Here is a 20,228-nt window from a genome sequence, read left to right on the forward strand (position 1 = left end):
TCCGGCCGGGTGGCCGGTTACGGTGAGCGCCACCCGCGGGCCCCGGGACGGGACCGCCCGCCCCGCCCGCCCGGACCAGAGGAGGTTCGCCGTGAACGTCGAAGAGGTGCTGCGCAGGCCCGCCGTCCCGCTGACGGCCCCGCCCTATCCGCTGCGCGTGCCCCGCTTCGTGGACAGGGAGTACTTCACCGTCGTCTACCGCACCGACCCCGAGGCGCTGCGCGCCGCCGTGCCCGAACCGCTGGCGCCGGGGGCCGATCCCCTGGTCCGGTTCGAGGTCATGCACATGGGCGACGTGGACGGCTACGGCTCCTACACGGAGTGCGGCCAGGCGCTGTCGGTCTCCTACGAGGGGGAGCGGGGCGAGTATCTGCACGCGATGTACCTGGACAGCGCGGGCGCGGTGCTGGCCGGGCGGGAGTGGGCCGCCTACCCCAAGTCGATGGGCTCGCCCCGGCTGTTCACGGAGGCGGGCGCCATGGTCGGCACCCTCGACTACGGCTCGCAGCGGGTCGCGACGGCCACCACGCCCTACAAGTACGAGCCGATGGACCCGGCGGAGGCCCGGCGGCGGCTGACCGTACCGACGTTCGCGCTCAAGGTCGTCCCCAAGCCGCCCGACCAGCTCTACGCCTGTGACCTGGTGCGGACGGCGATCACGGATGTCACCGTCAAGCAGGCGTGGCGGGGACCGGCGCGGCTTCAGCTGTTCGGACACGTCATGGCCCCGCTGGCCGATCTGCCGGTGCGCGAGGTCGTCGAGTCCTGCTACCTCCTCACCGATCTGACCCTCGCTCCCTTCGAACCGGTGTACAACTACCTCGCGGATCTGTAACTGCCCGCGAAGGGGCGCCGGAACGCCGCGAGAACGCAGGACACGAGAACGCGTGACACGAGAACACGTGACGCGAGAGCGCGGGACACGAGAACACGTGACGTGATGAGGCGTGACGTGATGAAGCGTGACGTGATGAAGCGTGACGTGACGAAGGGGGCTGTTCCATGGCTGCGGACGAGATCGACGCCGCCGTACTTCCCGCCGTATCTCCCGCTGTACTCCCCGCCGACCGTGCCGCGCGCCCTGTCGCCGTGCTCGGCGCCGGCACGCTCGGCCGGCGTATCGCGCTGGTGTTCGCGACCCGGGGCGGCAGCGTACGGATCCACGACCCCTCCGCTTCCCAGCGTGCCGCCGCTCTGCGGTACGTCGGCGAGACCCTGCCGGGCCTGATCGCGGCCCGCGCCGACGCGGGCGCCGACGCGGGCGGGGGCGCGGGTGCGGACGGGGACGCCGGAAGCGGCGCCGAGGCCGGAGAGGTGCGGGCCGTGGACGAGCTCGGGGCGGCGGTCGCCGGGGCCTGGCTCGTGGTCGAAGCGGTCCCGGAGGACCTGGAGTTGAAGCGGCGGGTATTCGCCGACCTCGACCGGCTCTGCGCGCCGGACACCATCTTGGCGACCAACTCCTCCTCGTTCGCCAGCCGTCTGCTCCTGGACGGTGTCACCCGGCCCGCACGGGTGCTGAACACGCACTTCTACATGCCGCCGGAGCAGCCCGCCGTCGAGGTGATGACCTGCGGACACACCGACCGGGCCGTGCTCGATCTCATGCTGGCGGTGCTCCCCGAGTACGGCGTCCACCCGTTCGAGGCCCGCAAGGAGAGCACCGGCTTCATCAACAACCGCATCTGGGCCGCCATCAAGCGCGAGGCACTGTCGGTCGTCGCGGAGGGCGTCGCCACCCCGCAGGAGATCGACCGGCTGATCCAGGTCAACGGCGGCGGCTCCGGCCCCTTCCGGGCGATGGACGCGGTGGGCCTCGACGTCGCCCTCGCCGTCGAGGAGCACTACGCCGCCCAGCATCCCGGGCGGCTGCCCGAGGGCCCGCGCGCCGTACTGCGGAGCTATGTCGAGCGGGGCCGCCTCGGTACGAAGTCGGGCGCGGGCTTCTACGACGACTACGGCGAGCACGCCACTCAGGGCGAGTAGCGGGAACGCGGGGCCCGCGGGAGGGGGCGGCGGGTGGCGGGCGGCGGTCCGCGCGGGGTGGGCCGTATGTGTACTTTCGGACGTGTCGTTCATGTTCTCTCCGGGAAATCGGGTCGCTGTGCTGGATTGTGGGGATTGTTCGTTCTCTCCCCCTGGAGGTTCCATGCGTATGCGTGCGATCACGCGATCCCTTGTCGTAGGCGCTGCTGTCCTCGGTCTCGCGGGCGCCGGCGTGGGTTCGGCCTCGGCCATGACGTGGCCCAAGCCGAAGCACCACCACCACCACGTGCACAACAACATCCACAAGGAGTGGACCAACATCCACAAGGAGTGGAAGAAGGTCAACATTTCGGATGACGACCGTGTCATCTCCGACTCCGTGATCTTCGTCTTCGGGCCGCAGCAGAGCCACGTCCGCGGACACTGACGCGGACGCAGACCCAGCGCTGAGCGGGCGTGAGACCGCCTGGGGCCCGGCCCCGGGCGCGGTCTCACGCCCGTTCGCATGCCGGTGGGGATACCCGTTCGCATGTCGGGGGCCGGAGGGCGGCGCCCCCGCGTGGTGTAGCTGACTACACCGCGATCCCGGGACCGTGCTCTCTCCCCTCCCGCGCCCCCCGTTCCTAGCGTTCTCCGTGGCACCGAGAGGTGATCGACCAGGGAGAGGGCGTGGAGATGTTCGGCGAGCGGCGCGGGGCCGGTACGGCTACCGCTGAACGGGCGGGACGGGGACCGAAGCCGGGGCGTGGGCCGGAGCCGGGACCGGGGAAGCGGCCGGGACAGGTGCAGGGCCGGGTGGACGCAGCCGACGCAGCCGACGCAGCCGACGCCTTGGTGCTGGAGGGGGTCGGGCGGGAGTACCGGCGCGGGAGCGTGGCACTGCACCCGCTCGACCTGACGGTGCCCCGGGGGCGGTTCCTCGCGGTGATGGGCCCCTCCGGCTGCGGGAAGTCCACACTGCTGCAGTGCGCGGCCGGGCTCGACCGGCCCACCCGCGGCACGGTCCGCATCGGCGGCACGGACCTGGCCACCCTCAAGGAGCCCGCGCTGACCCGACTGCGCCGCGAGCGCGTCGGGTTCGTCTTCCAGGCGCACAACCTGGTGCCGTCGCTGAGCGTCGCGGAGAACGTGGCGCTGCCCCTGCTGCTGGGCGGCACGCCGCCGGACGGCCGCGCGTCGCGCGGGCTCGCGGCCGTCGGACTCGCGGGCAGGGCCGAGGACGCGCCCGCCGAACTGTCCGGCGGCCAGCGCCAGCGCGTGGCGATCGCCCGCGCGCTGGTCACCCGTCCCGAGATCGTCTTCGCCGACGAGCCCACCGGGGCGCTCGACTACGTCACCGCGCGGGAGGTGCTCGCGCTGCTGCGGGAGGCCGTGGACGGCCAGGGCCACACCGTCGTCATGGTCACCCACGACCCCGAGGCCGCCGCCTGGGCCGATGAGGTGCTCTTCCTCATGCACGGCCGCACCGTCGGCCGACTGGCGCGGCCGGGGCCCGACGAAGTGCGCGCCGCGCTGGTGGACATGAGCGCGCGGGACGGGGAGCGCGGGTGATGAGCGCACGCGACGAGGCCCGCGAGGCCCGCGAGGCCCGCGAGGCCCATGAGGTCCACGAGGTCCATGAGGCCCCCGCCCCCGGGCGTCCGGCACCCGTGCGGGCCGCGAAGTTGCTTGCCGCACGGGGGGCCCGTACGCACCGCAAGGCGTGGGCGGCCGTGTTCGCGGCGCTCGCGCTCACCTCGGTGCTGCTGGGGGCCTTCGCGCTCACCCTCTCCGCCACGGGGCTGGGCCACGCCCGCGTCGAGCGGTACGCGGGGGCCGATCTGGTCGTCTCCGGAGACCAGAGCACCCGCTACACCGTCACCCCCTGGGGCAGTGACGCCGATACCGCGCGTGCCGGGCTCACCTCGCGGGTCCGGGTCCCCGGCAAGGCGCTGGAGACGGTGCGGCGGGTGCCCGGGGTGCGCTCCGTCGTGCCCGACACGGACTTCCCCGTCGGCGTCAGTGCCGGAGTCGGCTTCGGGGAGGGCCCCGCCCCCGCCCCCGCCCCCGGCTCCGGCGGCCGGTCCGTCGCCGTCGGCGGGCATCCCTGGGACTCGGCCCGGCTCGCGCCCTACGGCATCCGGGCGGGCCGGGCGCCGGAGCGGCCCGGCGAGGTCGTCCTCAGCGGCCCGGCGCTCGCCGCGCTCAAGACGGGCGGGGCCGAAGCCGGGCGGCGGGGCGGCGTCGGCGCCCGGGTCGGACTGCGGGTGCGCGGCGAGGACGCGGTGTACACCGTCGTCGGGGTGGCCGAAGGGCCCCGGGGCGCGGCCTACTTCACCGCCGCCGAGGCCCGGCGCCTGGCCGGGCACCCCGGGGAGCCGGCCGCGCTCGGTGTCGTCGCCGAGCCCGGCACGGCGGCCGGCGTGCTGGCCCCGCGCGTGGCCCGCGCCCTGGAGAGGGCGGGCCTCGACAGCGTGGGGCGGCGTGCGGACGGGGATCGGGCGCCGCTGCGCGTCCTGGCCGGGGACGCGCGTGGGGACGCGGAGTTCCTTGCCGTCGCCCCGGCCCGCGCCCACACGCTCGGCCTGCTCGGGTCGGTGGCGGGGACGGTCGTGCTCGTCGCGCTGCTCGTCGTCTCCGCGACGCTCGCGCAGGCGCTGGGCCAGCGCGCGCACGAACTGGGCCTGCTGCGCGCCGTCGGAGCCACGCCCCGGCAGGTGCGGGCCGCCGTCGGCCGGGAGGTGGGGCGCGTCGCGGCGGGCGCCGCGCTGGCCGGCGCCGTGGCCTCGCTGCCGCTGTACGCGGGGCTGCGCGCGCTGCTGTCGGCACGCGGCGCGCTGCCCGCCGGGCTCGAACTGCCCTTCCCCGCATGGCTGGCGCTCATCCCGCTGGGCACGGCGGCGCTCACCGTGGGCATCGCCCGCGTGGCCGTGTTCTTCGCCTGCGCCCGTGCCGGGCGGGTCCGCCCCATGGAGGCGCTGCGCGAGACCGCACCCGGCAAGGCCCGCCGCACCACGGGGCTGGTGCTGCTGATGCTGGGCGCCAGTTCGGCGGGGACGGCCACCACGCAGCACGGCCAGGCAGCAGCCGCCGCGGCCGGAGCGGCGGCGGTCACGATGGTGATCGCCTGCGCCCTGCTGGGGCCGTGGATCGCCCAGGGGGCCATGCGGCTGCTCGGCGTTCCGCTGCGCCGCCTGGGCGCCGCCGGCCGGCTCGCCGCCGCCAACGGCACGGCCGCCGCGCCCCGGCTGGGCGCGGCGATCACCCCGATCGTGCTGGTCACCGCGTTCATCGGCGTGCAGTTGGGCGGCGGTGCGACGCTCACGCACGCGGGCGGCGACCAGGCGGGACAGGCGCTGCGCGCCGACCTCGCGGTGCGCGCGGACGGCGGACTGCCCGACGGCGCCGACCGGCGCATCCGGAAGGTGCCCGGCGTGCGCGCCGCCGCCACCGTCGTACCCGGCACGGCCGTACTGGCCCGGCGCGAGGCCGGCTCCCCCCAGCTGGAGCGGCTGCCGGTCCTCGGCGTCACCCCCGGGGGGCTGACACATACCCTCGACCCGCGGGTGGCCCGGGGGAGCCTGGCGCGGCTGCGGCCCGGCACGCTCGCCGTCAGCACGGAACGGGCCCGCTCCCTGGATCTGCGGCCCGGCTCCACGGTGACGCTCCGCTTCGACGACGGGCAGCGGGCCCGGCTGCGGGTCGCCGCCACCTACGAACGCGGCCTCGCCCTGGGCGACTTCCTCTTCCACCGGGACCAACTGCTGCGCCACACCTCGGCGCCCGGCCCGGAACGGGCCCTGGTCGCCACCGTGCCCGGTGCGGACCGCGCCGCCGTCGCCGGCGCGCTGCGCACGGCGGTGCCGGGCGCCCGCGTGACGCGGGATCCTGCGCCGGTGCGGGTCGAGGCCGAGGACCAGGCGCTGGGCGAAACGCTCACCCTCGCGGCGGTCGCCGCCATCGGCGGCTACACGGTGATCGCGATCCTGAGCACCCTCACCCTCATCTCGGTGGGCCGCCGCCCCGAACTGCGGCTGCTGCGCCTGGCCGGTGCGGCCCGCGCCCAGCTGCGCCGCATGCTGCGTCTGGAGGCGGCCGTCACAGCGGCGACGGGCCTGCTGGTCGGCGCGGCCGTCGCCACCGTCCCCCTCCTCGCCTTCAGCGTGGCGATGGCCCGTACGGTGCCGTATCTGCCGCCGCTCCAGGCCGCGTCGATCGTCGCCGTGGTCTTGCTGACCACCTTCGGCGGCAGCATTCCGCCCCTGCGGAGTACGTTGCGCGGCAGCCGTCCCGCGTCGCCCGGGGCGCGTCTTTCGGAGGGCTGATCAGCCGGGCGGATACGCCCGCCCGCTGAGTGATCATCGATGCGAGGGTGACCGGCCGAGCCGCGGGGCCGGGCCGAGTGGACCCGGTATGTCGCGACGGCGTTGGTGTCTGTCGGCAGACTGCCCGACAGGGACCTCGTCCTGTGGCCGGCGATGTCGGCAGGATGTGGTGTTTCCGTTTTCCGAGCGAGGGGACACTCGACAGCCATGCCCGACGACAGCAGCAGCCAAGACGCCTCGCGACAAGCGTTCGGTGATTCTGTACCCGGCGAGGTCCGGGACGAGGTGTTCCGTTACTTACATTCTTCACCGCGGGCGCTGGAAATTCTGGACGATATCAATCTGTCGCGTGACAGCGACGAGGACATCGAGATTCGCTGGGCGCCGTCAGGGAAAAATCTCTGCTACGAGGACAAGATCTGGGTCGACAGGGATCAGAAGGACGCGCGTGCGACGGCAGTAGCTGTCGGGCATGAAATATCCCATCTGCAGGCGAGCGTCTCGGGGGCATGCGCCGACTGGCGGACAATGACTCGTGACGAATACATCCAGGTGTCGACGGATGAGGAAATCAACGCTCATGCCGCATCGTACGTGATCCACCTGCAGGCCACCCGGGACTCCGGCGACCGCCTGCGATATCGGGGAATTGAACCGGTAGCTTTCGGTGACTTCGAGAAATGGCGGAGCGCGATCCCTGCCGGGGAGCAGCGTACGTGGTCCGATATCGAAGAACTCGCCAAGGACTGGGCGGAGGATCAGTACGTCAGCGGTGCGTGGGTGACGGGCACCACCGGCAAGAACTACCACCTCCATTTCGCGGAACGCTATGACGATCTCTCGCGAGGTGAATCCGCGGAAACCGGCAATACCCACTCGTCGCCCGTTCTGCGGACGGTGTCGCAGGCGGCCCGGCCCTGGCAGCCGGGGAACGGGGCGCGCGCCACGGTGGGCCTGTCACCGGCACCGTCAGAACAGCCGAAGAATTACCGGAGCTGTCAGAACTCCGCCACCGTTCCACGCGGAGCGGTGCCCAGGCCGAAAAGTCGCGGAAAACGTGGTAGGTAGGTTCGGAACGCGTTTCTGGTCGGCTCGGCGCGCTCCGTGCGGCCTGCGTGGTCCGTGGTCTGTGCGGGCCTGCGCGCTCCGTGCGGCCACGGGCCGCCTACGCGGCCTGTGCGGGCCTGCGTGCTCCGTGCGGCCACGGGCCGCCTACGCGGCCGACTTCAAGTACGCGAGCACCGCGAGGACGCGGCGGTGGCCGGAGTCGGTCGGGGGGAGGCCGAGTTTGGCGAAGACGTTGCCGATGTGTTTGCTGACCGCGCGCTCGGAGACCACCAGGGTCTCGGCGATCGTCGTGTTGTCGCGGCCCTCCGCCATCAGCTGGAGCACCTCGCGCTCGCGCGGGGTGAGGGATTCCAGCGGGTCGCCGCGGCGCCGGGTCAGCAGTTCGGTGACCACCTCGGGGTCGAGCGCGGTGCCCCCGGCGGCGACCCGTTCCAGGGCGTCGAGGAACTCATCGACCCGGCCCACCCGGTCCTTGAGCAGATAGCCGACGCCGCTCGCGCCGCGCCCCAGCAGTTCCTCGGCGTAGGTCTCCTCGACGTACTGCGAGAGCACGAGCACCGGCATGTCCGGGATCTCCTTGCGCGCCGCGAGCGCCGCGCGCAGGCCCTCGTCGCGGAAGCCGGGCGGCATCCGTACGTCGAGCACGGCCGCGTCCGGCCGGTGTTCGAGCAGTGCGGGCAGCACCTCGGGCCCGCTGGCGGCGACGGCCACCACCTCGTGCCCGGCGGAGCTGAGCAGCAGCACCATGCCCTCTCTCAGCAACGCGTTGTCCTCGGCGACCACTACGCGCACGGCAGCTCCACTTCGATCACGGTCGGCCCTCCGGCGGGGCTGATCACTTTCACGGTCCCGTCGAGCGCCGCGACCCGCCGCCGCACCCCCAGCAGCCCGCTGCCACCCCCGCTACCGCCCCCGCTGCCGGGTCCGGTACCGGGCCGGGCGCCGGGTGAACCGGTCGCGGCAGCGGCCTCCGCGCCGCCGCGGCCCTCGTCGCGTACGGAGACGGTCAGCGTGCGGGCGTCGCGCGTGAGGTCCACCCGGGCCCGGGACGAGCCGCTGTGCTTCGCGGCGTTGGTCAGCGCCTCCGCGACGACGAAGTACGCGGCGGTCTCGACGGCGGCGGGCGCGCGCGCCACCCCCTCGCCCTCCACCCCGTCGGCACGCACCGCGACCTCCAGCCCGCTGCCCGCCGCGAGCGCGCGCACCGCGCCGACGAGGCCCCGGTCGGTGAGGATCGGCGGGTGGATGCCGCGTACGACGTGCCGCAGTTCGCTCAGCGCTGCCTCGGCCTGGTCCTGCGCGTCGTCCAAGAGCTTGTGCGCTGCCTCCGGGTCCTTCTCGTACGCGCGCCGCGCCAGCCCGACCCGCATCGAGAGCGCCACCAGATGCGCCTGCGTACCGTCGTGCAAGTCGCGCTCGATACGGCGCAGTTCGGCGCCGTGCGCGGTGAGGGCGCCCTCCCGGGTGACGGTCAGTTCCGCGACCCGCTCGGCCAGCCGCGCGCGCTCCCGCGCCTCGGGCGTGGGCTCCAGCAGCGCCCGCGACCAGCGGGCGTCGGCGTCGGCGAGCAGCACCAGGAGCCGCGCCGTCAGGGACGGCCGCCGCAGCAGCCCGCACCACACCGCGTCCGCGCACAGTGTGAGCACGCTCAGCGGCAGGGCGGCCAGCGCCGGGGCCAGCCCGTACACGTAGTGGGCCACCAGCCAGCGCAGGTCCCGGTGGGTGCCCGGGTCGCGGGTCGCGGTGCGGACCCGTTCGGCGAGGGTGCCGGTGAGTGCGGGGTACGCCTCGGGGATCTCCGTACCGCTCCAGGCGCCCGCCCGCCGCCGTTTGAACCCGGCGGTCCGGCGCAGCAGTTGGGCCGTCTCCGGCACCACGCCCGCGCCGACCACGGTGGCCGCCGCGACGGCGGTGAACATCAGCAGCGGGACGAAGAGGAGGGTGAGGATCGCGAGCCCGGCGGCCGTCCCCAACTGCTCGGCGGCCCGCCCCGCGCTGTCCCTGTCCTCCCGGCCCTTCCACATGGGACGAGGCTATGCGACCGCGCGGGCGCCCGGGGGGTGTAGTTGGCTACACCCCGGGTCCGGGAGGGCACTCCCTCGTGCGGGCCGGGGCGGGATGTGAGGGTTGATCCCAGTGACGGCGGGCCCCGGTGGAAGCCCGGTCCGGTGGAAGCCCGGTCCGGTGGAAGCCCGGTCCGGTGGAAGCCCGGTCCGGTGGAAGCCCGGTCCGGTGAGAGCCCGGTCCGGTGGAAGCCGGACCCGCCGCCCCGCTCCCCTCATGACGTCAGTACCTCTGATACGTCGGTACCTCTGAAAGGAAATTCCATGAAGCCGCTGCTCTGGGCCGTACTCGTCGCCGCTGTCGCCTTCAACGTGTCCACCAGCCTCCTGTTCGACGGCGCCCAGCAGGCCCTCCTGAGCGTGGCCAGCGGCGTGGTGTCCCTCGCGTGCGCGGGTGGCCTGTACGCGCTGCGGGACAGGCGCTCCCATGTGTGAGCGCACTCCCGTGCGTGGGCGGCGCGAACGGAACATGCGGGGGCGCGCACGAGAACATGCGTGGGTGCGGACGGGAACAGGCCGACGCGCGGGGCGCCCCGCTGGGCGCCCCGCGCACCTGCCGAACCGGCTGTGATCAGGGGTGGTAGATCCAGATGGTGTAGAAGTCGGGACGGATCTCGGGGTTGGGGACGCAGTCCGCGTCCGTGTACCCCTGCGAGGCGTAGTCCTCCTTGGCCTGGGCTTCGCAGTACGCCTCGCCCTGGGGGTAGCTCTCCCCGCCGGCGATCTCCCAGCCGGACGCGGAGGCGCCCATGCTGAAGGGGGAGAGGGAGTCGGTGGCCGCGGTGTCGGCGGAAGCGCTGGTGGCGGTCAGCGGGACGGCGACCGCCGCGGCGCCCGCGGCGAGACCGACAGCGATGCGAGTACGCCAAGACTTCATAAGTCCTCCAACTATGGGTGTTTTCACGCGATTTCGTTCACGCGGGTTTGTTCATGACTGTTCGCACCCGGCCTCCGGAGAGCGGTCCCTGCGGTGCGGGAACCCGGTGACCTGGCGTGTTCACGCTACGGACGCCTCACCGCACCCCGTATCGAACTTTCGGCCGACCCGGGGGCGTCCACGGGCGGGCCGGTTCGGCTGAACGGCTGAGCCGGGGCCGGGGTGCCGCGGCCAAGGATGGGGACCACCGAATCCGATACCGCAGGGGGATCCCATGAAGACCGCAAGCCCCACCCACCGCACTCGCCGGATCGTCCGATCCGTCGGCCTCGTCGCCGTCGCCGCCGCTTCGGTCTTCTCGCTGACCGCCTGCCAGGACGACGGCGGCAAGGACAAGGCATCCGGTTCCTCGTCGTCCGTCGCGGCCTCGAAGGGCAACGGAGCGCAGAACTCCGGCCCGGACGCGAACGATTCCGGTTCGACGGGTTCGACCGGTTCGGCAGACTCGTCCTCCTCGGGGGACGGCGAACGGAGCGGCAACGGCGGCGGCCGGGGCAGCGGGGGGACCGGCGGCAGCGGCGGCTCGAACGCCCAGTCCGGGGCGGCGGGTTCGGGCACCAAGGAGAAGACGTGCGACCTGGGCACGACCAAGGTCCGGCTCCAGCAGACCGGCGGCACCGCTCCGGTCATCCTCCTCAAGGCCACCAACCAGGGCAGCACCCGCTGCGACCTGTACGGCTACCCGGTCCTGGGCTACCCCGACGCGCAGGCCCCGATCGCGGTCGGCGGCAACAAGCCCCAGGCCGTGGTCTCCGTCCAGCCGGGCAAGTCCGCCTACGCCGCCCTCACCCTGGAGACGGGTACGGGCGAGAACATGCACCGCGAGAAGCAGCTCACCATCGAGCTGGCCGACCGCAACGGGCGCGGCACCGGCAGCCCCACCTACCTCACAGCCCCCGGCGAGGGCCTCGCCCTCAGCAGCGAGAACTCCAAGGTCTCCTACTGGAACACCACCCCCGAACAGGCCATGTAGCGGCAGGGCCGCCGCCCCGGGCGCGCGCCCGGCGACCCGGCCGCCAGGACGTCCTGGCCCTGGCCGGCCGTCGTGCTGCCCCTGGCCGCCGTCGTGCTGCTCCTGGCCGACCGTCGTGCGGGGAAGTCACCGGTTGAACCGGTGACGCCGGAAAAAGGTCCGCTCGACGGCCCAGCGGTTCCCGGGTGCGGGTGAGGCCCGGCCCGGCGACGCCGCCCACCTGATGCCGACGATGCCGCCGCTCCCCGGGGCGGTCACGTATCAGCCGGTCCCCTGACCCCCGCGATTCCGGCGATTCCCGTGCTGGAGGTTCCCCCGACGGTGCCGGAAGCGGCCGATTCCCTCGGCGGGCAGATCACGGCGCTCGGGCTGTTCCGCGTACTCGGGGTCCTCGGGCGGTGGCCCGTGTTCGAAGGCGCCGGGCTGTGGGCGGGGGGTGGGGTGCGGCTGCTCGTGTGTCCGCGGCTCCGTGGTCCACGGGCCGTGGTCGTGGCGGCGCCGAGCACGTTCCTTCTCCCGTTCCCGTTCCTGCTGCCGGTACAGGTGGCGGCCCTGCCCCCGGAGCGGTAGCCGCCGTGCGTAGTGGTGCACCGCGATCCTGTCCTCGTGCTGTTCGTTGAGACGGTGGATGAGGAACACTCCGACAGCGATCGCCACCACGACGATGGCGACGGTGATACCTGTCTCCATGGGGACCTACCTCCTGTCGCTGGTCATGCTGCTGGTCATGCTGCCGCTGGTCACGACGGGCCGACTCCGGGTACGAAGCCTCCTTCGTCCTCCCACATGTCGGTGGGCTCGACGGGTTCGGCGGACTCGGCCGGCTTGACGGACTCGACGGGCTTGACGGACTCGGCGGGCACCTGCCCGGCGGCGGGTTCGCCGTGGCCGGGGTCCTCCGCGAGGAGTTCGGTGGCCGTGCGGACGTTCTGCGGATCGGTGGCCGCGGCCATGAGTCGTGCGGCGGCAGCCTGGCCGAGCCGGGGCGGGACCACCAGCAGGTCCCGGCGCCGCACGCCGGACTGACGCAGCAGAAGGGTTTCCGGGTCCTGGTCGTCGGTGAAGGGCCCGATGCTGACCACGCGTCCCGCGACGGTCACCTCGGCCGGAACGCCTGCCCATCGCGCCGGGTTCACCGTCACCCGCGTCATGTGACCCCACACCGGATCCAGCACCGCGATCAGCGCGGGCAGCTCGGCCGCGAGGTCCCGCGACCGGGGCCACCACGCACCGTCGAGCAGCCCGGACTGCGGACCCTGCGGTTTCAGGGAGAGCCGGACGGGCGGGAGGCCCGCGCCCAAGGCGTCCGGCGGCGTGCGTTCGGCGATCACCGGCATGGCGTCCACCTGTTCCCCGGGCCGGTGCCCGACTCCTCGAATCGACTCCGCCCGGTGCGCGTGACGCGCTGTGAAACGCTGTGTACTGCTGCGCAACCGCGATGCTGCGCTGCTGTTCCTTCTCCTTCGAGAGGGCCTCTGACCGGCCCGAAAGCCGAGCCGGAGCCTCCCTCGACGCACTTTCAGGGTACTGCCGCGCGCTATCGCCCGCCGCGCGAGGTCTGCGCCGTATGCCCGAGCTGGTCCTTGTCGTAGTGCGCCGGTTCCTTGCCGGCCAGGTCGGTGAACCACCAGCCCCAGCCGTTCTTCTTCCGGACCCCGGAGTCCAGGAGGAGCGCGTCGCGGCCGTCGCCGAACAGGTCGTCCGCCGCTGTCGGGTGGCCTGCCCGGTGTGGGCGTGCGGGGAGCCAGGGCCGGGAGCCGAGGCCGGGGGAGGAGCCGCCGTGCAGGACGTCGGTGCCGTCGGTGCCGCCGTCGCGGTCGCCCGCCCGCTCGACGGCGAGGTCGTCGCAGCCGTCGCCGTCGAGGTCCCCGGCGGCCAGTTCGACGCCGAAGCCGCCCTTGCGGGGGCCGCCCTCGATGACGACGGGCGCTCCGGGTGCCTTCCCGTAGCGGATGGTGACCTTGCCGGGCCGGTCCTCCGGTTCCGCTTCCTCGTCGGAGGGGATGCCGCTGTCGCCGAGGGCGAGGTCGAGGCGGCCGTCGCCGTCGAAGTCCCCCGCCACCGGGGTTCGCGGTAGCTGCCGGTGCCGTCGCTGGTCTTGGCGGGGTCGGACGTGGCCGCGTGCGGCAGTCGGATGGTGGCGGGCTCGTGCGCGGGGTCCGGGCCGTCGGGGCCGCCCCACTGCACGTGGGCCATGCCGCCCGCGAGGAGGTCGGGGTGCCCGTCGCCGTCCAGGTCGGCGACGACCGGCGAGGGTCGGGTGGGGGCCATGCCGTCGTTCTCGGGGAGCTGGAAGTCCTCGGGTGTGAACACCTTCCGGCGCTCGGGGTCCGGCCCGTGCGCGGTGCCGGGCAGCAGGGCGATCCGGCCGGTCTGGTAGACGTCGTCGGGCCCGTTCTGGAACGGTACGGTCAGCGCCAGATCGCGGTGCCCGTCACCGTCGAAGTCGTGCGCCCCCGGGTCCGCGTACGTCGCCCCGGCGCTCTGCCGCGCGCCGGTCGCCTCACACGCGCTGTCCGGGATCGGGGGGTGGACTTCCTGGTTCCGGGCGGCTGTGGTCGTGCACAGCAGCACCGCGACGCCGAGGACGGCATAAACGGCGGGCGAGGTACGGATTCCCCGCCGTTGTATGCGTCCCCGGTCGCCCGGCTCCTGCTCAAGTTTCATGGCCACTACATCGGAAGCGGCAGGCGGGATGCCAGCGCCGATATCACTCCGTGACGCCCGTACACGGCCTGCGGAGCCATCGCTTCCGGTGCGCCGGAATTTCTTCGTGATGCCCGTGAACTTCTTCGCCGTATCCGCCATCTCATCTGTGTGTACGGCCCCGCTGGACGGGCCGGAAGCGAATGGAGGAAATGGCAGGACAGCTGAGCGGCTGAGGGATGTGTGCAGCTGGGTGGTGGGCCGACGCGGGGACAGCGGTCGGCCCACCACCCACCTGCCGTGCCGTTCCCCTGCCTTCTGAATTCCCCCGCTTTCCATGCTTTCCGCGCTTCGCGCATATCCCCGTACGTCATTTCGCGGCGCGTTCGGCACCGGTCCCGGGCAGTAGGACGGCGATGAGGGCCCTGCCGCCGCGCGTCGCCGCGAGCACCAGGGACTCGCCCGCACGCGCGGGATCCTCGGGTGCGGCCTCCTTGAACGTACTGGGCAAGGACGTACTGGTCATGGGGGTACTGGCCATGGAGGCGCTGGTCATGGACGCGCCGGTCCCGGAGGTGACGGCGCAGGCGGCCAGCGGGGGGCCGGCGAGCAGTGCCCCGCCGGTGACGAGCGCGACAACTCCCCGGCATCCCTTCGGCAATCTGACGTTCATGGCGCGGGCTCCCGATCTGCGGGCGGCCGAGTAGGCAGCGGCCGGTAGACGGTGGCCGGAAAAGGGCCGGACACCGAGGTTCGATGTCCGGCCCGAGAGAAAAGTTCACGCCAGGTGCGGAAAATCGCCCCCGCGGGGCCGCCGCAGGGCACGGGAGGGTGGTGTGAATCCGTCACCCCCTAAGGGGGTGACGGGAAAAGGGCGGGGTGCTGCCGGGGCGGTCGGACCGTCAGAGGACCGTCTTCTCCTCGGTGACCATCACGGCCACCGAGTCCATGTCGATGAAGCGTGCCTCGTCGGGGTTGACCAGCGTCCGGTAGTTCTCGGAGGCGAAGAAGGCGTCGTGGTCCTCCCAGTCCTCGAACCAGATTTCCGTCAGGCCGTCGTAGGCCCGGGGCGGGTAGTTCGCGGCGGGGACCGGGTGGGACACGGTGTACTTGCGCACGTAGCGCTCGGCCTCCGGGATGGAGGTGAACAGCGGTGCGTGCCGGTCCCGGTGGTGCTCGACGAAACGCTCGTACGACATTCCCTCGACGCGGTTGATCATGAAGATGAGCTTCAGCATGGAGTTGACCTAAAAGCTCACATCAATGTCAGGGGCAAGTGAGCCAGCGGTATGTGAGGAGTTCGGCATGCGGATCGGTGAACTGTCCGCCCGGACGGGAGCCAGCCGCCGGTCGCTGCGCTACTACGAGGAGCAGGGCCTGCTCGTCAGCTCCCGTTCGTCCAGCGGACAGCGCCACTACGAGGAAGAGCACGTCCAGCGGGTGCGCCTCGTGCAGGCGTTCTTGGCAGCGGGCATCTCCAGCGGCACCATCGCCGAGATGGCGCCCTGCATGTCCGAGCCGACCGAGGACAGGGCGCGGCAGGCACTGGACATCATGGGCCGCGAGCGGGCCCGGCTGTCCGAGGCCATCGACGGCCTCGCCGCCGCCCGGGCCGCGCTGGACCACCTCATCGAGGACAACCACGCGTACCTGGCACGGTCGGCGGACGACGACCGTTGACCGGGGGACGTTCGGATTACCGCGCGGCGTACGAGGAAGGCGGGACGGTACGCCGGAGAATGCCCTGGCGCTCAAGACGGCCTGCCACCTGCACATCAGCCTCGTAAGGGGCCAACGGCGGAAGCTTGTTCTCGAAAACCGCGCGAGCGTACGCTTCCGTTTGGAGCAGCCCCGGCACGACCTGGTTTTCGTACGAACTGATGGCCACTGCTTCCTGCTCGGGTCGATGAACTCCTCTGTCCACAAGGGGTACTTGTCCATCTCCGGCATGTTCTCGACAGCGACGGACAAGGCTCCCTTGGTCTCAAGGATGTCGTCCAGCTGTTCGGCGAGGTCACTCTTCAGTGTGCGGCGGCCCTGTTCGATGGAGGCGACGGTCTCGACATCCACCTGCGCGTCCTCGGCAAGGCGCTGTTGCGTATAGCGCGCCGCGCGGCGGTAGTTGGCGAGAAACTGGCCCACCATTCTCTCGGCCGACGCGTTCTTGGGGCGCTTCTTCGGCGGCATGACGGTGTCTCTCCCCCAACCGGCCCAAGGTTGACCAGTGCTGAACTCGTACAACGAATCTGTACGAGTGGAACCGGTGTTGAGCGTAAGCAGAGGGGACGACGGTTCTCCTATGAACCAGGAAAATCGGCTGCCTCATTTCCGGGAGCACTTCTACCGCCGGGAGCGGAGTTCCGTTCCTCGCGTACGGGCGTTCGTCGGCGCGGCGCTCGGTGACTGGGGTGCGACGGCGCGCTGCGCCGACGTACTGCTGTGTGTCGGCGAGTTGGCGACGAACGCGCTGCCGCACGGGGTACCGCCGGGGCGCGGCTTCCGCACCATGCTGTGGCTGGAGCACGACGGGGTGCTCCGCGTCGAGGTGCACGACAGCGGTGACGGCGCGCCGCGTATGACCGTGGCGGACAGCGACGCGGAATCCGGCCGTGGGCTGCTGCTGGTCGAGGCGCTGGCGGACAAGTGGGGGGTTGGGGAGCGGAATCCCGGAAAGGTGGTGTGGGCCGAATTCGCGGGCTGCTCTTCGCACGGCTATTCGCAATCCGAGCCGTGAGTAACCCGAACAGGGAACGAGAACAGTGGACGAGAACAGTGGACGAGAAAAAGGGGGGCGGGTCCTCATCAGGGCAGCAGACGTCGCTCCTTCGCCACCGCCACCGCGCCCGCCCGCGTCGCCACGCCCAACTTGCCGTAGATCCTGCCCAGATGGGTCTTGACCGTGGCCTCGCTGATGAACAGGGCGCGGGCGATCTCCCGGTTCCCCAGGCCGCCCGCCAGCTGCTGGAGGATGTCGCGCTCCCGCTCGGACAGGGCGGGGCGCGGGCTGTGTGGCCCGCGCCACCCGGGACGCGTGGCTGCGCCACCGCTGGCCGGACCACGTCTCCTACTACCGCGCGGTGATGCGGTCCGACACCCGCGCCAACCCGGAAGCGGCGGTCGGCAGCGCCAGCCACGACCGGTGGCTGGCGCTGGGAGCCATGCAGTTCGACTACCTGGTCGATCACGGGCTGCGCCCCGGACACCGGATGCTGGAGATCGGCTGCGGCAACCTCCGGGCGGGCTGGCGGTTCATCCGGCATCTGGAGCCGGGCCACTACTACGGCATCGACATCTCGCCGGACATCCTCGCCGCCGCGCAGGACACGATGGTGACGATGAGCCTTCAGGAACGGCTCCCCACCCTGACTCCCGTCCGCGACCTGACCCTGCGCTTTCTGCCCGAGGCCCACTTCGACGTGGTGCACGCGCACAGCGTCTTCTCCCACTCCCCGCTCCCGGTCATCGACGAGTGCCTGGCCAACGGGGGGCGGGCGCTGGCGCCGGGCGGCTGGTTCGACTTCACCTTCGACCGCACGGAGGGCGAGGAACACCAAGTGCTGCGGGAGGACTTCTACTACCGCACCGAGACGCTCACAGCGCTGGCCGCGCAGCACGGTCTGACGGCCCGCTTCATGGCCGACTGGGAGGAACTGCCCCACGGCCAGTCCAAGATCCGCGTCACCCACGGCCCGGCGGACGGGCAGCAGGCGGAACGGCAGACGGCGGCGGTGGTGCCACGGCACCACGGCGCAGAAGAGCGTGCGGCGGGACGAGCGGCACAGCCGTGAGGCACAGCCGTGAGTGCTCCGTGACACCTGAGTAAATCGGGCGGAATCGCTAATTCCCCGTGGCTGGATTGCGACGTCGGGAGAAAATGGGCCTGTACCTGGCGGTTGTGCCGCCGCTAAAGTAAGACGCGTTGGAAATCTTCTACGGAGATCAGGCGAGGGGAGGAATCCGTGTCAATTCACCAGAGCGGCTGGACTGCTCAATGCTCCGTACGGGGCGGTGTGAACCGTAAGTGGCGAGAAGCTGCTGGAGAGGCCGGATCCTCCATCTTCTCAGCCCCAGGAACCCATTCTTGACCAGTTGGATGGGCCTGACCAGGTAAATCCGTAGTGTGCGCCCGGCCTGTGCGCGGAAAGGCGAGCGCGATGTTCCTCCAACTTCTTGAATCCTTCGGTACGTTCTTCGGTGGCCTTGGTGCCCTTGTCGCCGCTACGACCCAGTTCCTCACCTTCCTCAAGAAGAAGAAGGAGGAGGAGCGGGGTGGCGGTCGCGGGGCGGCAACAGAACCCGTCGGCGGGGGTGAAGAATCGAGTGACGGCTGGATGATCCCCCTGGGTGTGACCGCCTACCTGACCACCGCACTCTGAAGACTCCGCCGCACCATGCGCCGCTTCGGCGAACGCGTTATTCGAGGCGTCAGGTCGGCGCGGTAATTCTTCAACGGAAATCGCGATGCGACATGAAGAGGCGGAGGGGCCGTCCGGGCCCTCCGCCTCTTCATGCGGTTCCTCGTGCGCGGCCCGGGAAATCCCCGGCGGGGGCGACGTCAGCGCAGGGCCGACCGTACGGCGTCAGGGGACCGGCCGATCACCGCCGTGCCGTCGTCCGCGGTGATGATCGGGCGCTGGATGAGTGCCGGCTGGGCGGCCAGCGCCTGGATCCAGCGCTCACGGTGCGCCGCGTCGCGCTCCCAGGTCTCCATCCCCCACTCGACCGCGGCCGGTTCGCCGAGCCGGGTGATGTCCCAGGGCTCCAACCCCAGCCGCTCCAGCACCTGTTCGAGTTCGGCGGCGGTCGGCGGCTGCTCCAGGTAACGCCGCACCGTGTACTGGGCCCCCTCGGCGTCCAGCAAAGACAGCGCGGAACTGCACTTGGAACAGGCGGGATTGATCCAGATCTCCATGCGTTCAGACCTTCCCTCTCGATGCGGCCCGGCCGTGGACCTGGGCCGCATCCACGTATCGGGCGACGATATGTCACGGCGGACCCCGCCCGAACGCCCCGAACGCCCCGAACGCCCCGAGCGCCCCGAGCGCCCCGAACGGAGGCCGGAGGGATCGCCCCCCAGACGAGGGCGCCTCCGCGGCTGAGGGCGCTGAGGGCGCTGAGGGCGCCTCCGCGGCTGAGGGCGCTGAGGGCGCTGAGGGCGCCGACACACCGCGACATCACCCCGCGAGATCACCCGCTGCGGCGCCCCGCGTGACTTACGCTTCCCCCGCGATCCACCCCGTTCCCTCCTTTTCCTTCCCTTTCCCTCCTTTTCCCGCCCCTTCCTCCCTCCGCTCTCCTCCCCTTCCCCACCTCGCCGGAGCCACTTTCGCTGTGATCCGACTGTGCCGCGCGTTTCTCCGCGTACTCGTCCGGCGCGGTTGGAGGGACGCCAATGACATCGAACTGGCATCCCGCGCGCTCGGGTTCGCCGCGCTGGGATTCCTCACGCTGGTGCCGCTGCTTCTCGTCGTCTCCTCGGCGGACCAGGAACGCGGCAGGGGGCTCGCGCAGTGGCTGGGGGAAGCGCTCGGCCTGTCGAAAGCCTCGGCCATGCGGGTCGAGGCCCTGTTCGCCCGCCCCGAAGAGGTCCTGCGCACCACCACCGCTTTCGGACTCGCCACTCTCGCCCTGTTCGGCCTGCCCTTCGGTACGGCGATGCAGACCGGCTACGAGAAGGTGTGGACCCTGCCGCCCGCCCGCTGGCACGCACGGTGGCGGCACGCCGTCTGGCTCTCGGGCCTGGTCGGCTACCTCTTCGTCTCCGCCACCACCACGCTGTGGCGGGGCTCCCCGGGCGAGATGGCCGCGGCGTCGCTGAGCGCCGTGCTGTTCTTCTGGTGGTCCCAGCGCTTCCTGCTCAACGGCCGGGTCCGCTGGGGTGACCTGCTGATCGGCGCGGTGGCGACCGTACTCGGGCTCCTGGGCCTCCGGGTCTTCTCCCAGCTGGTCTTCTCGCCGCTGCTCGCGTCGAGCGCCGTCACCTACGGCCCGATCGGAACGGTCCTCGTCCTCCAGTCCTGGCTCGTCGGGGTGGGTGTCGTCGTCTTCGGCGGGGCCCTGCTCGGCCGCCTGCTGCACGAGGAAGTCCCGCGTCTCGTGGGCGCGTTGCGGCGCGCCCGGAACCGTGCACACGGAGACGGACGCGGACACGGACACGGACGCGGACACGGACACGGACACGGACACGGACACGGAGACGGAGACGGACGCGGGAACGGAGACGGACGCGGGAACGGGTAGGGGCGCGCGAGGCG

General features: G+C 72.0%; 25 protein-coding genes and 2 pseudogenes. 15 read left to right on the top strand and 12 right to left on the bottom strand.

The genetic code is table 11. From position 1 onward, the window contains the following. Positions 1 to 91 precede the first annotated feature (91 nt). The 6 genes from ABD339_RS08880 (at position 92) to ABD339_RS08905 (ending at position 7,355) form a co-directional block, all read left to right on the top strand. Positions 92 to 835, top strand: a complete 744-nt coding sequence (locus ABD339_RS08880) for an acetoacetate decarboxylase (RefSeq protein ID WP_344563968.1) — start codon at positions 92 to 94, stop codon at positions 833 to 835. A gap of 167 nt (positions 836 to 1,002) precedes the next feature. Next, positions 1,003 to 1,983 carry a 3-hydroxyacyl-CoA dehydrogenase family protein gene (locus ABD339_RS08885; protein WP_344563970.1) on the top strand — a complete coding sequence of 327 codons (981 nt, stop codon included), beginning with the start codon at positions 1,003 to 1,005 and terminating at the stop codon, positions 1,981 to 1,983. Between the two features lie 169 nt (positions 1,984 to 2,152). Then, positions 2,153 to 2,410 carry a hypothetical protein gene (locus ABD339_RS08890; protein WP_344563972.1) on the top strand — a complete coding sequence of 86 codons (258 nt, stop codon included), beginning with the start codon at positions 2,153 to 2,155 and terminating at the stop codon, positions 2,408 to 2,410. A 248-nt stretch (positions 2,411 to 2,658) separates the two neighbouring features. Next, on the top strand, positions 2,659 to 3,534 hold the full coding sequence (locus tag ABD339_RS08895) for an ABC transporter ATP-binding protein (RefSeq protein WP_425575945.1): 876 nt from the start codon (positions 2,659 to 2,661) through the stop codon (positions 3,532 to 3,534). Next, positions 3,534 to 6,287, top strand: coding sequence for an FtsX-like permease family protein (locus ABD339_RS08900; protein ID WP_344563976.1), 2,754 nt, complete (start codon positions 3,534 to 3,536; stop codon positions 6,285 to 6,287). Before ABD339_RS08895 ends, ABD339_RS08900 begins: the two co-directional genes overlap by 1 nt. A gap of 207 nt (positions 6,288 to 6,494) precedes the next feature. Beyond that, the gene (locus ABD339_RS08905; protein WP_344563978.1) at positions 6,495 to 7,355 is read left to right on the top strand and encodes a hypothetical protein; all 861 of its coding nucleotides are present in this window, start codon (positions 6,495 to 6,497) and stop codon (positions 7,353 to 7,355) included. A gap of 144 nt (positions 7,356 to 7,499) precedes the next feature. On the opposite strand, the gene ABD339_RS08910 is transcribed toward ABD339_RS08905, so the two are convergent. Beyond that, the gene (locus ABD339_RS08910; protein ID WP_344563980.1) at positions 7,500 to 8,147 is read right to left on the bottom strand and encodes a response regulator transcription factor; all 648 of its coding nucleotides are present in this window, start codon (positions 8,145 to 8,147) and stop codon (positions 7,500 to 7,502) included. Next, positions 8,138 to 9,379, bottom strand: a complete 1,242-nt coding sequence (locus ABD339_RS08915) for a sensor histidine kinase (protein WP_344563982.1) — start codon at positions 9,377 to 9,379, stop codon at positions 8,138 to 8,140. Before ABD339_RS08915 ends, ABD339_RS08910 begins: the two co-directional genes overlap by 10 nt. A 303-nt stretch (positions 9,380 to 9,682) precedes the next feature. On the opposite strand from ABD339_RS08915, the gene ABD339_RS08920 reads away from it, so the two are divergent. Then, positions 9,683 to 9,853 (top strand): hypothetical protein, encoded by a 171-nt coding sequence (locus ABD339_RS08920; RefSeq protein ID WP_344563984.1) that lies wholly within the window; start codon positions 9,683 to 9,685, stop codon positions 9,851 to 9,853. A 136-nt stretch (positions 9,854 to 9,989) separates the two neighbouring features. Here ABD339_RS08920 and ABD339_RS08925 read toward each other — a convergent pair whose 3' ends face one another. Next, positions 9,990 to 10,295, bottom strand: coding sequence for a hypothetical protein (locus ABD339_RS08925; protein WP_344563986.1), 306 nt, complete (start codon positions 10,293 to 10,295; stop codon positions 9,990 to 9,992). Between the two features lie 274 nt (positions 10,296 to 10,569). Between ABD339_RS08925 and ABD339_RS08930 the strand changes: the two genes are divergently transcribed. Next, positions 10,570 to 11,328: a DUF4232 domain-containing protein gene (locus tag ABD339_RS08930; RefSeq protein ID WP_344563988.1), complete on the top strand. Its 759-nt coding sequence runs from the start codon at positions 10,570 to 10,572 to the stop codon at positions 11,326 to 11,328. Between the two features lie 261 nt (positions 11,329 to 11,589). Here the strand turns inward: ABD339_RS08930 and ABD339_RS08935 are convergent, their stop codons facing one another. The 3 genes from ABD339_RS08935 to ABD339_RS08945 all read right to left on the bottom strand — a co-directional run bounded on the left by ABD339_RS08935 (position 11,590) and on the right by ABD339_RS08945 (position 13,390). After that, a complete protein-coding gene (locus ABD339_RS08935; protein WP_344563990.1) occupies positions 11,590 to 12,018 on the bottom strand; it encodes a hypothetical protein in 429 nt (142 codons plus the stop codon). 50 nt (positions 12,019 to 12,068) lie between these two features. Beyond that, positions 12,069 to 12,665 (bottom strand): DUF5994 family protein, encoded by a 597-nt coding sequence (locus tag ABD339_RS08940; protein ID WP_344563992.1) that lies wholly within the window; start codon positions 12,663 to 12,665, stop codon positions 12,069 to 12,071. Between the two features lie 200 nt (positions 12,666 to 12,865). Continuing rightward, on the bottom strand, positions 12,866 to 13,390 hold the full coding sequence (locus ABD339_RS08945; RefSeq protein WP_344563994.1) for an FG-GAP-like repeat-containing protein: 525 nt from the start codon (positions 13,388 to 13,390) through the stop codon (positions 12,866 to 12,868). 155 nt (positions 13,391 to 13,545) lie between these two features. Here ABD339_RS08945 and ABD339_RS08950 point away from each other — a divergent pair, with 155 nt between their 5' ends. Continuing rightward, positions 13,546 to 14,049 carry a hypothetical protein gene (locus ABD339_RS08950; RefSeq protein ID WP_344563996.1) on the top strand — a complete coding sequence of 168 codons (504 nt, stop codon included), beginning with the start codon at positions 13,546 to 13,548 and terminating at the stop codon, positions 14,047 to 14,049. Positions 14,050 to 14,344: 295 nt separating this feature from the next. Here the strand turns inward: ABD339_RS08950 and ABD339_RS08955 are convergent, their stop codons facing one another. Next, entirely contained in the window at positions 14,345 to 14,500 is a 156-nt protein-coding gene (locus ABD339_RS08955) for a hypothetical protein (RefSeq protein ID WP_344563998.1), read from the bottom strand. On the opposite strand from ABD339_RS08955, the gene ABD339_RS08960 reads away from it, so the two are divergent. Further along, the gene (locus tag ABD339_RS08960) at positions 14,499 to 14,681 is read left to right on the top strand and encodes a hypothetical protein (RefSeq protein ID WP_344564000.1); all 183 of its coding nucleotides are present in this window, start codon (positions 14,499 to 14,501) and stop codon (positions 14,679 to 14,681) included. The genes ABD339_RS08955 and ABD339_RS08960 overlap by 2 nt on opposite strands. Positions 14,682 to 14,876: 195 nt before the next feature. Here the strand turns inward: ABD339_RS08960 and ABD339_RS08965 are convergent, their stop codons facing one another. Beyond that, on the bottom strand, positions 14,877 to 15,212 hold the full coding sequence (locus ABD339_RS08965; protein ID WP_344564002.1) for an EthD domain-containing protein: 336 nt from the start codon (positions 15,210 to 15,212) through the stop codon (positions 14,877 to 14,879). 67 nt (positions 15,213 to 15,279) lie between these two features. On the opposite strand from ABD339_RS08965, the gene ABD339_RS08970 reads away from it, so the two are divergent. Continuing rightward, positions 15,280 to 15,654 carry a MerR family transcriptional regulator gene (locus ABD339_RS08970; RefSeq protein WP_344564004.1) on the top strand — a complete coding sequence of 125 codons (375 nt, stop codon included), beginning with the start codon at positions 15,280 to 15,282 and terminating at the stop codon, positions 15,652 to 15,654. Positions 15,655 to 15,670: 16 nt separating this feature from the next. On the opposite strand, the gene ABD339_RS08975 is transcribed toward ABD339_RS08970, so the two are convergent. Together ABD339_RS08975 and ABD339_RS08980 are read right to left on the bottom strand one after the other, a co-directional pair. Then, entirely contained in the window at positions 15,671 to 15,898 is a 228-nt protein-coding gene (locus tag ABD339_RS08975; RefSeq protein ID WP_344564006.1) for a Scr1 family TA system antitoxin-like transcriptional regulator, read from the bottom strand. 104 nt (positions 15,899 to 16,002) lie between these two features. After that, positions 16,003 to 16,161 (bottom strand): annotated as a pseudogene (locus ABD339_RS08980) (helix-turn-helix domain-containing protein); the annotation flags it as partial. 112 nt (positions 16,162 to 16,273) lie between these two features. Here ABD339_RS08980 and ABD339_RS08985 point away from each other — a divergent pair. Further along, positions 16,274 to 16,708 (top strand): ATP-binding protein, encoded by a 435-nt coding sequence (locus tag ABD339_RS08985; RefSeq protein WP_344564008.1) that lies wholly within the window; start codon positions 16,274 to 16,276, stop codon positions 16,706 to 16,708. Positions 16,709 to 16,776: 68 nt separating this feature from the next. On the opposite strand, the pseudogene ABD339_RS08990 reads toward ABD339_RS08985, so the two are convergent. Further along, positions 16,777 to 16,980 (bottom strand): annotated as a pseudogene (locus ABD339_RS08990) (response regulator transcription factor); the annotation flags it as partial. A gap of 2 nt (positions 16,981 to 16,982) precedes the next feature. Here ABD339_RS08990 and ABD339_RS08995 point away from each other — a divergent pair. Both ABD339_RS08995 and ABD339_RS09000 read left to right on the top strand, forming a co-directional pair. Then, positions 16,983 to 17,762, top strand: a complete 780-nt coding sequence (locus tag ABD339_RS08995) for a class I SAM-dependent methyltransferase (protein ID WP_344564010.1) — start codon at positions 16,983 to 16,985, stop codon at positions 17,760 to 17,762. Between the two features lie 345 nt (positions 17,763 to 18,107). Further along, a complete protein-coding gene (locus tag ABD339_RS09000; protein ID WP_344564011.1) occupies positions 18,108 to 18,350 on the top strand; it encodes a hypothetical protein in 243 nt (80 codons plus the stop codon). Between the two features lie 179 nt (positions 18,351 to 18,529). Here the strand turns inward: ABD339_RS09000 and ABD339_RS09005 are convergent, their stop codons facing one another. Next, positions 18,530 to 18,886, bottom strand: coding sequence for an ArsC/Spx/MgsR family protein (locus tag ABD339_RS09005; protein ID WP_344564012.1), 357 nt, complete (start codon positions 18,884 to 18,886; stop codon positions 18,530 to 18,532). A 419-nt stretch (positions 18,887 to 19,305) separates the two neighbouring features. On the opposite strand from ABD339_RS09005, the gene ABD339_RS09010 reads away from it, so the two are divergent. Then, positions 19,306 to 20,214 carry a YhjD/YihY/BrkB family envelope integrity protein gene (locus ABD339_RS09010; protein WP_425575936.1) on the top strand — a complete coding sequence of 303 codons (909 nt, stop codon included), beginning with the start codon at positions 19,306 to 19,308 and terminating at the stop codon, positions 20,212 to 20,214. Positions 20,215 to 20,228 lie beyond the last annotated feature (14 nt).

The sequence above is a fragment of the Streptomyces axinellae genome, assembly GCF_039532135.1.
In the GTDB taxonomy this organism is placed as follows: domain Bacteria; phylum Actinomycetota; class Actinomycetes; order Streptomycetales; family Streptomycetaceae; genus Streptomyces; species Streptomyces axinellae.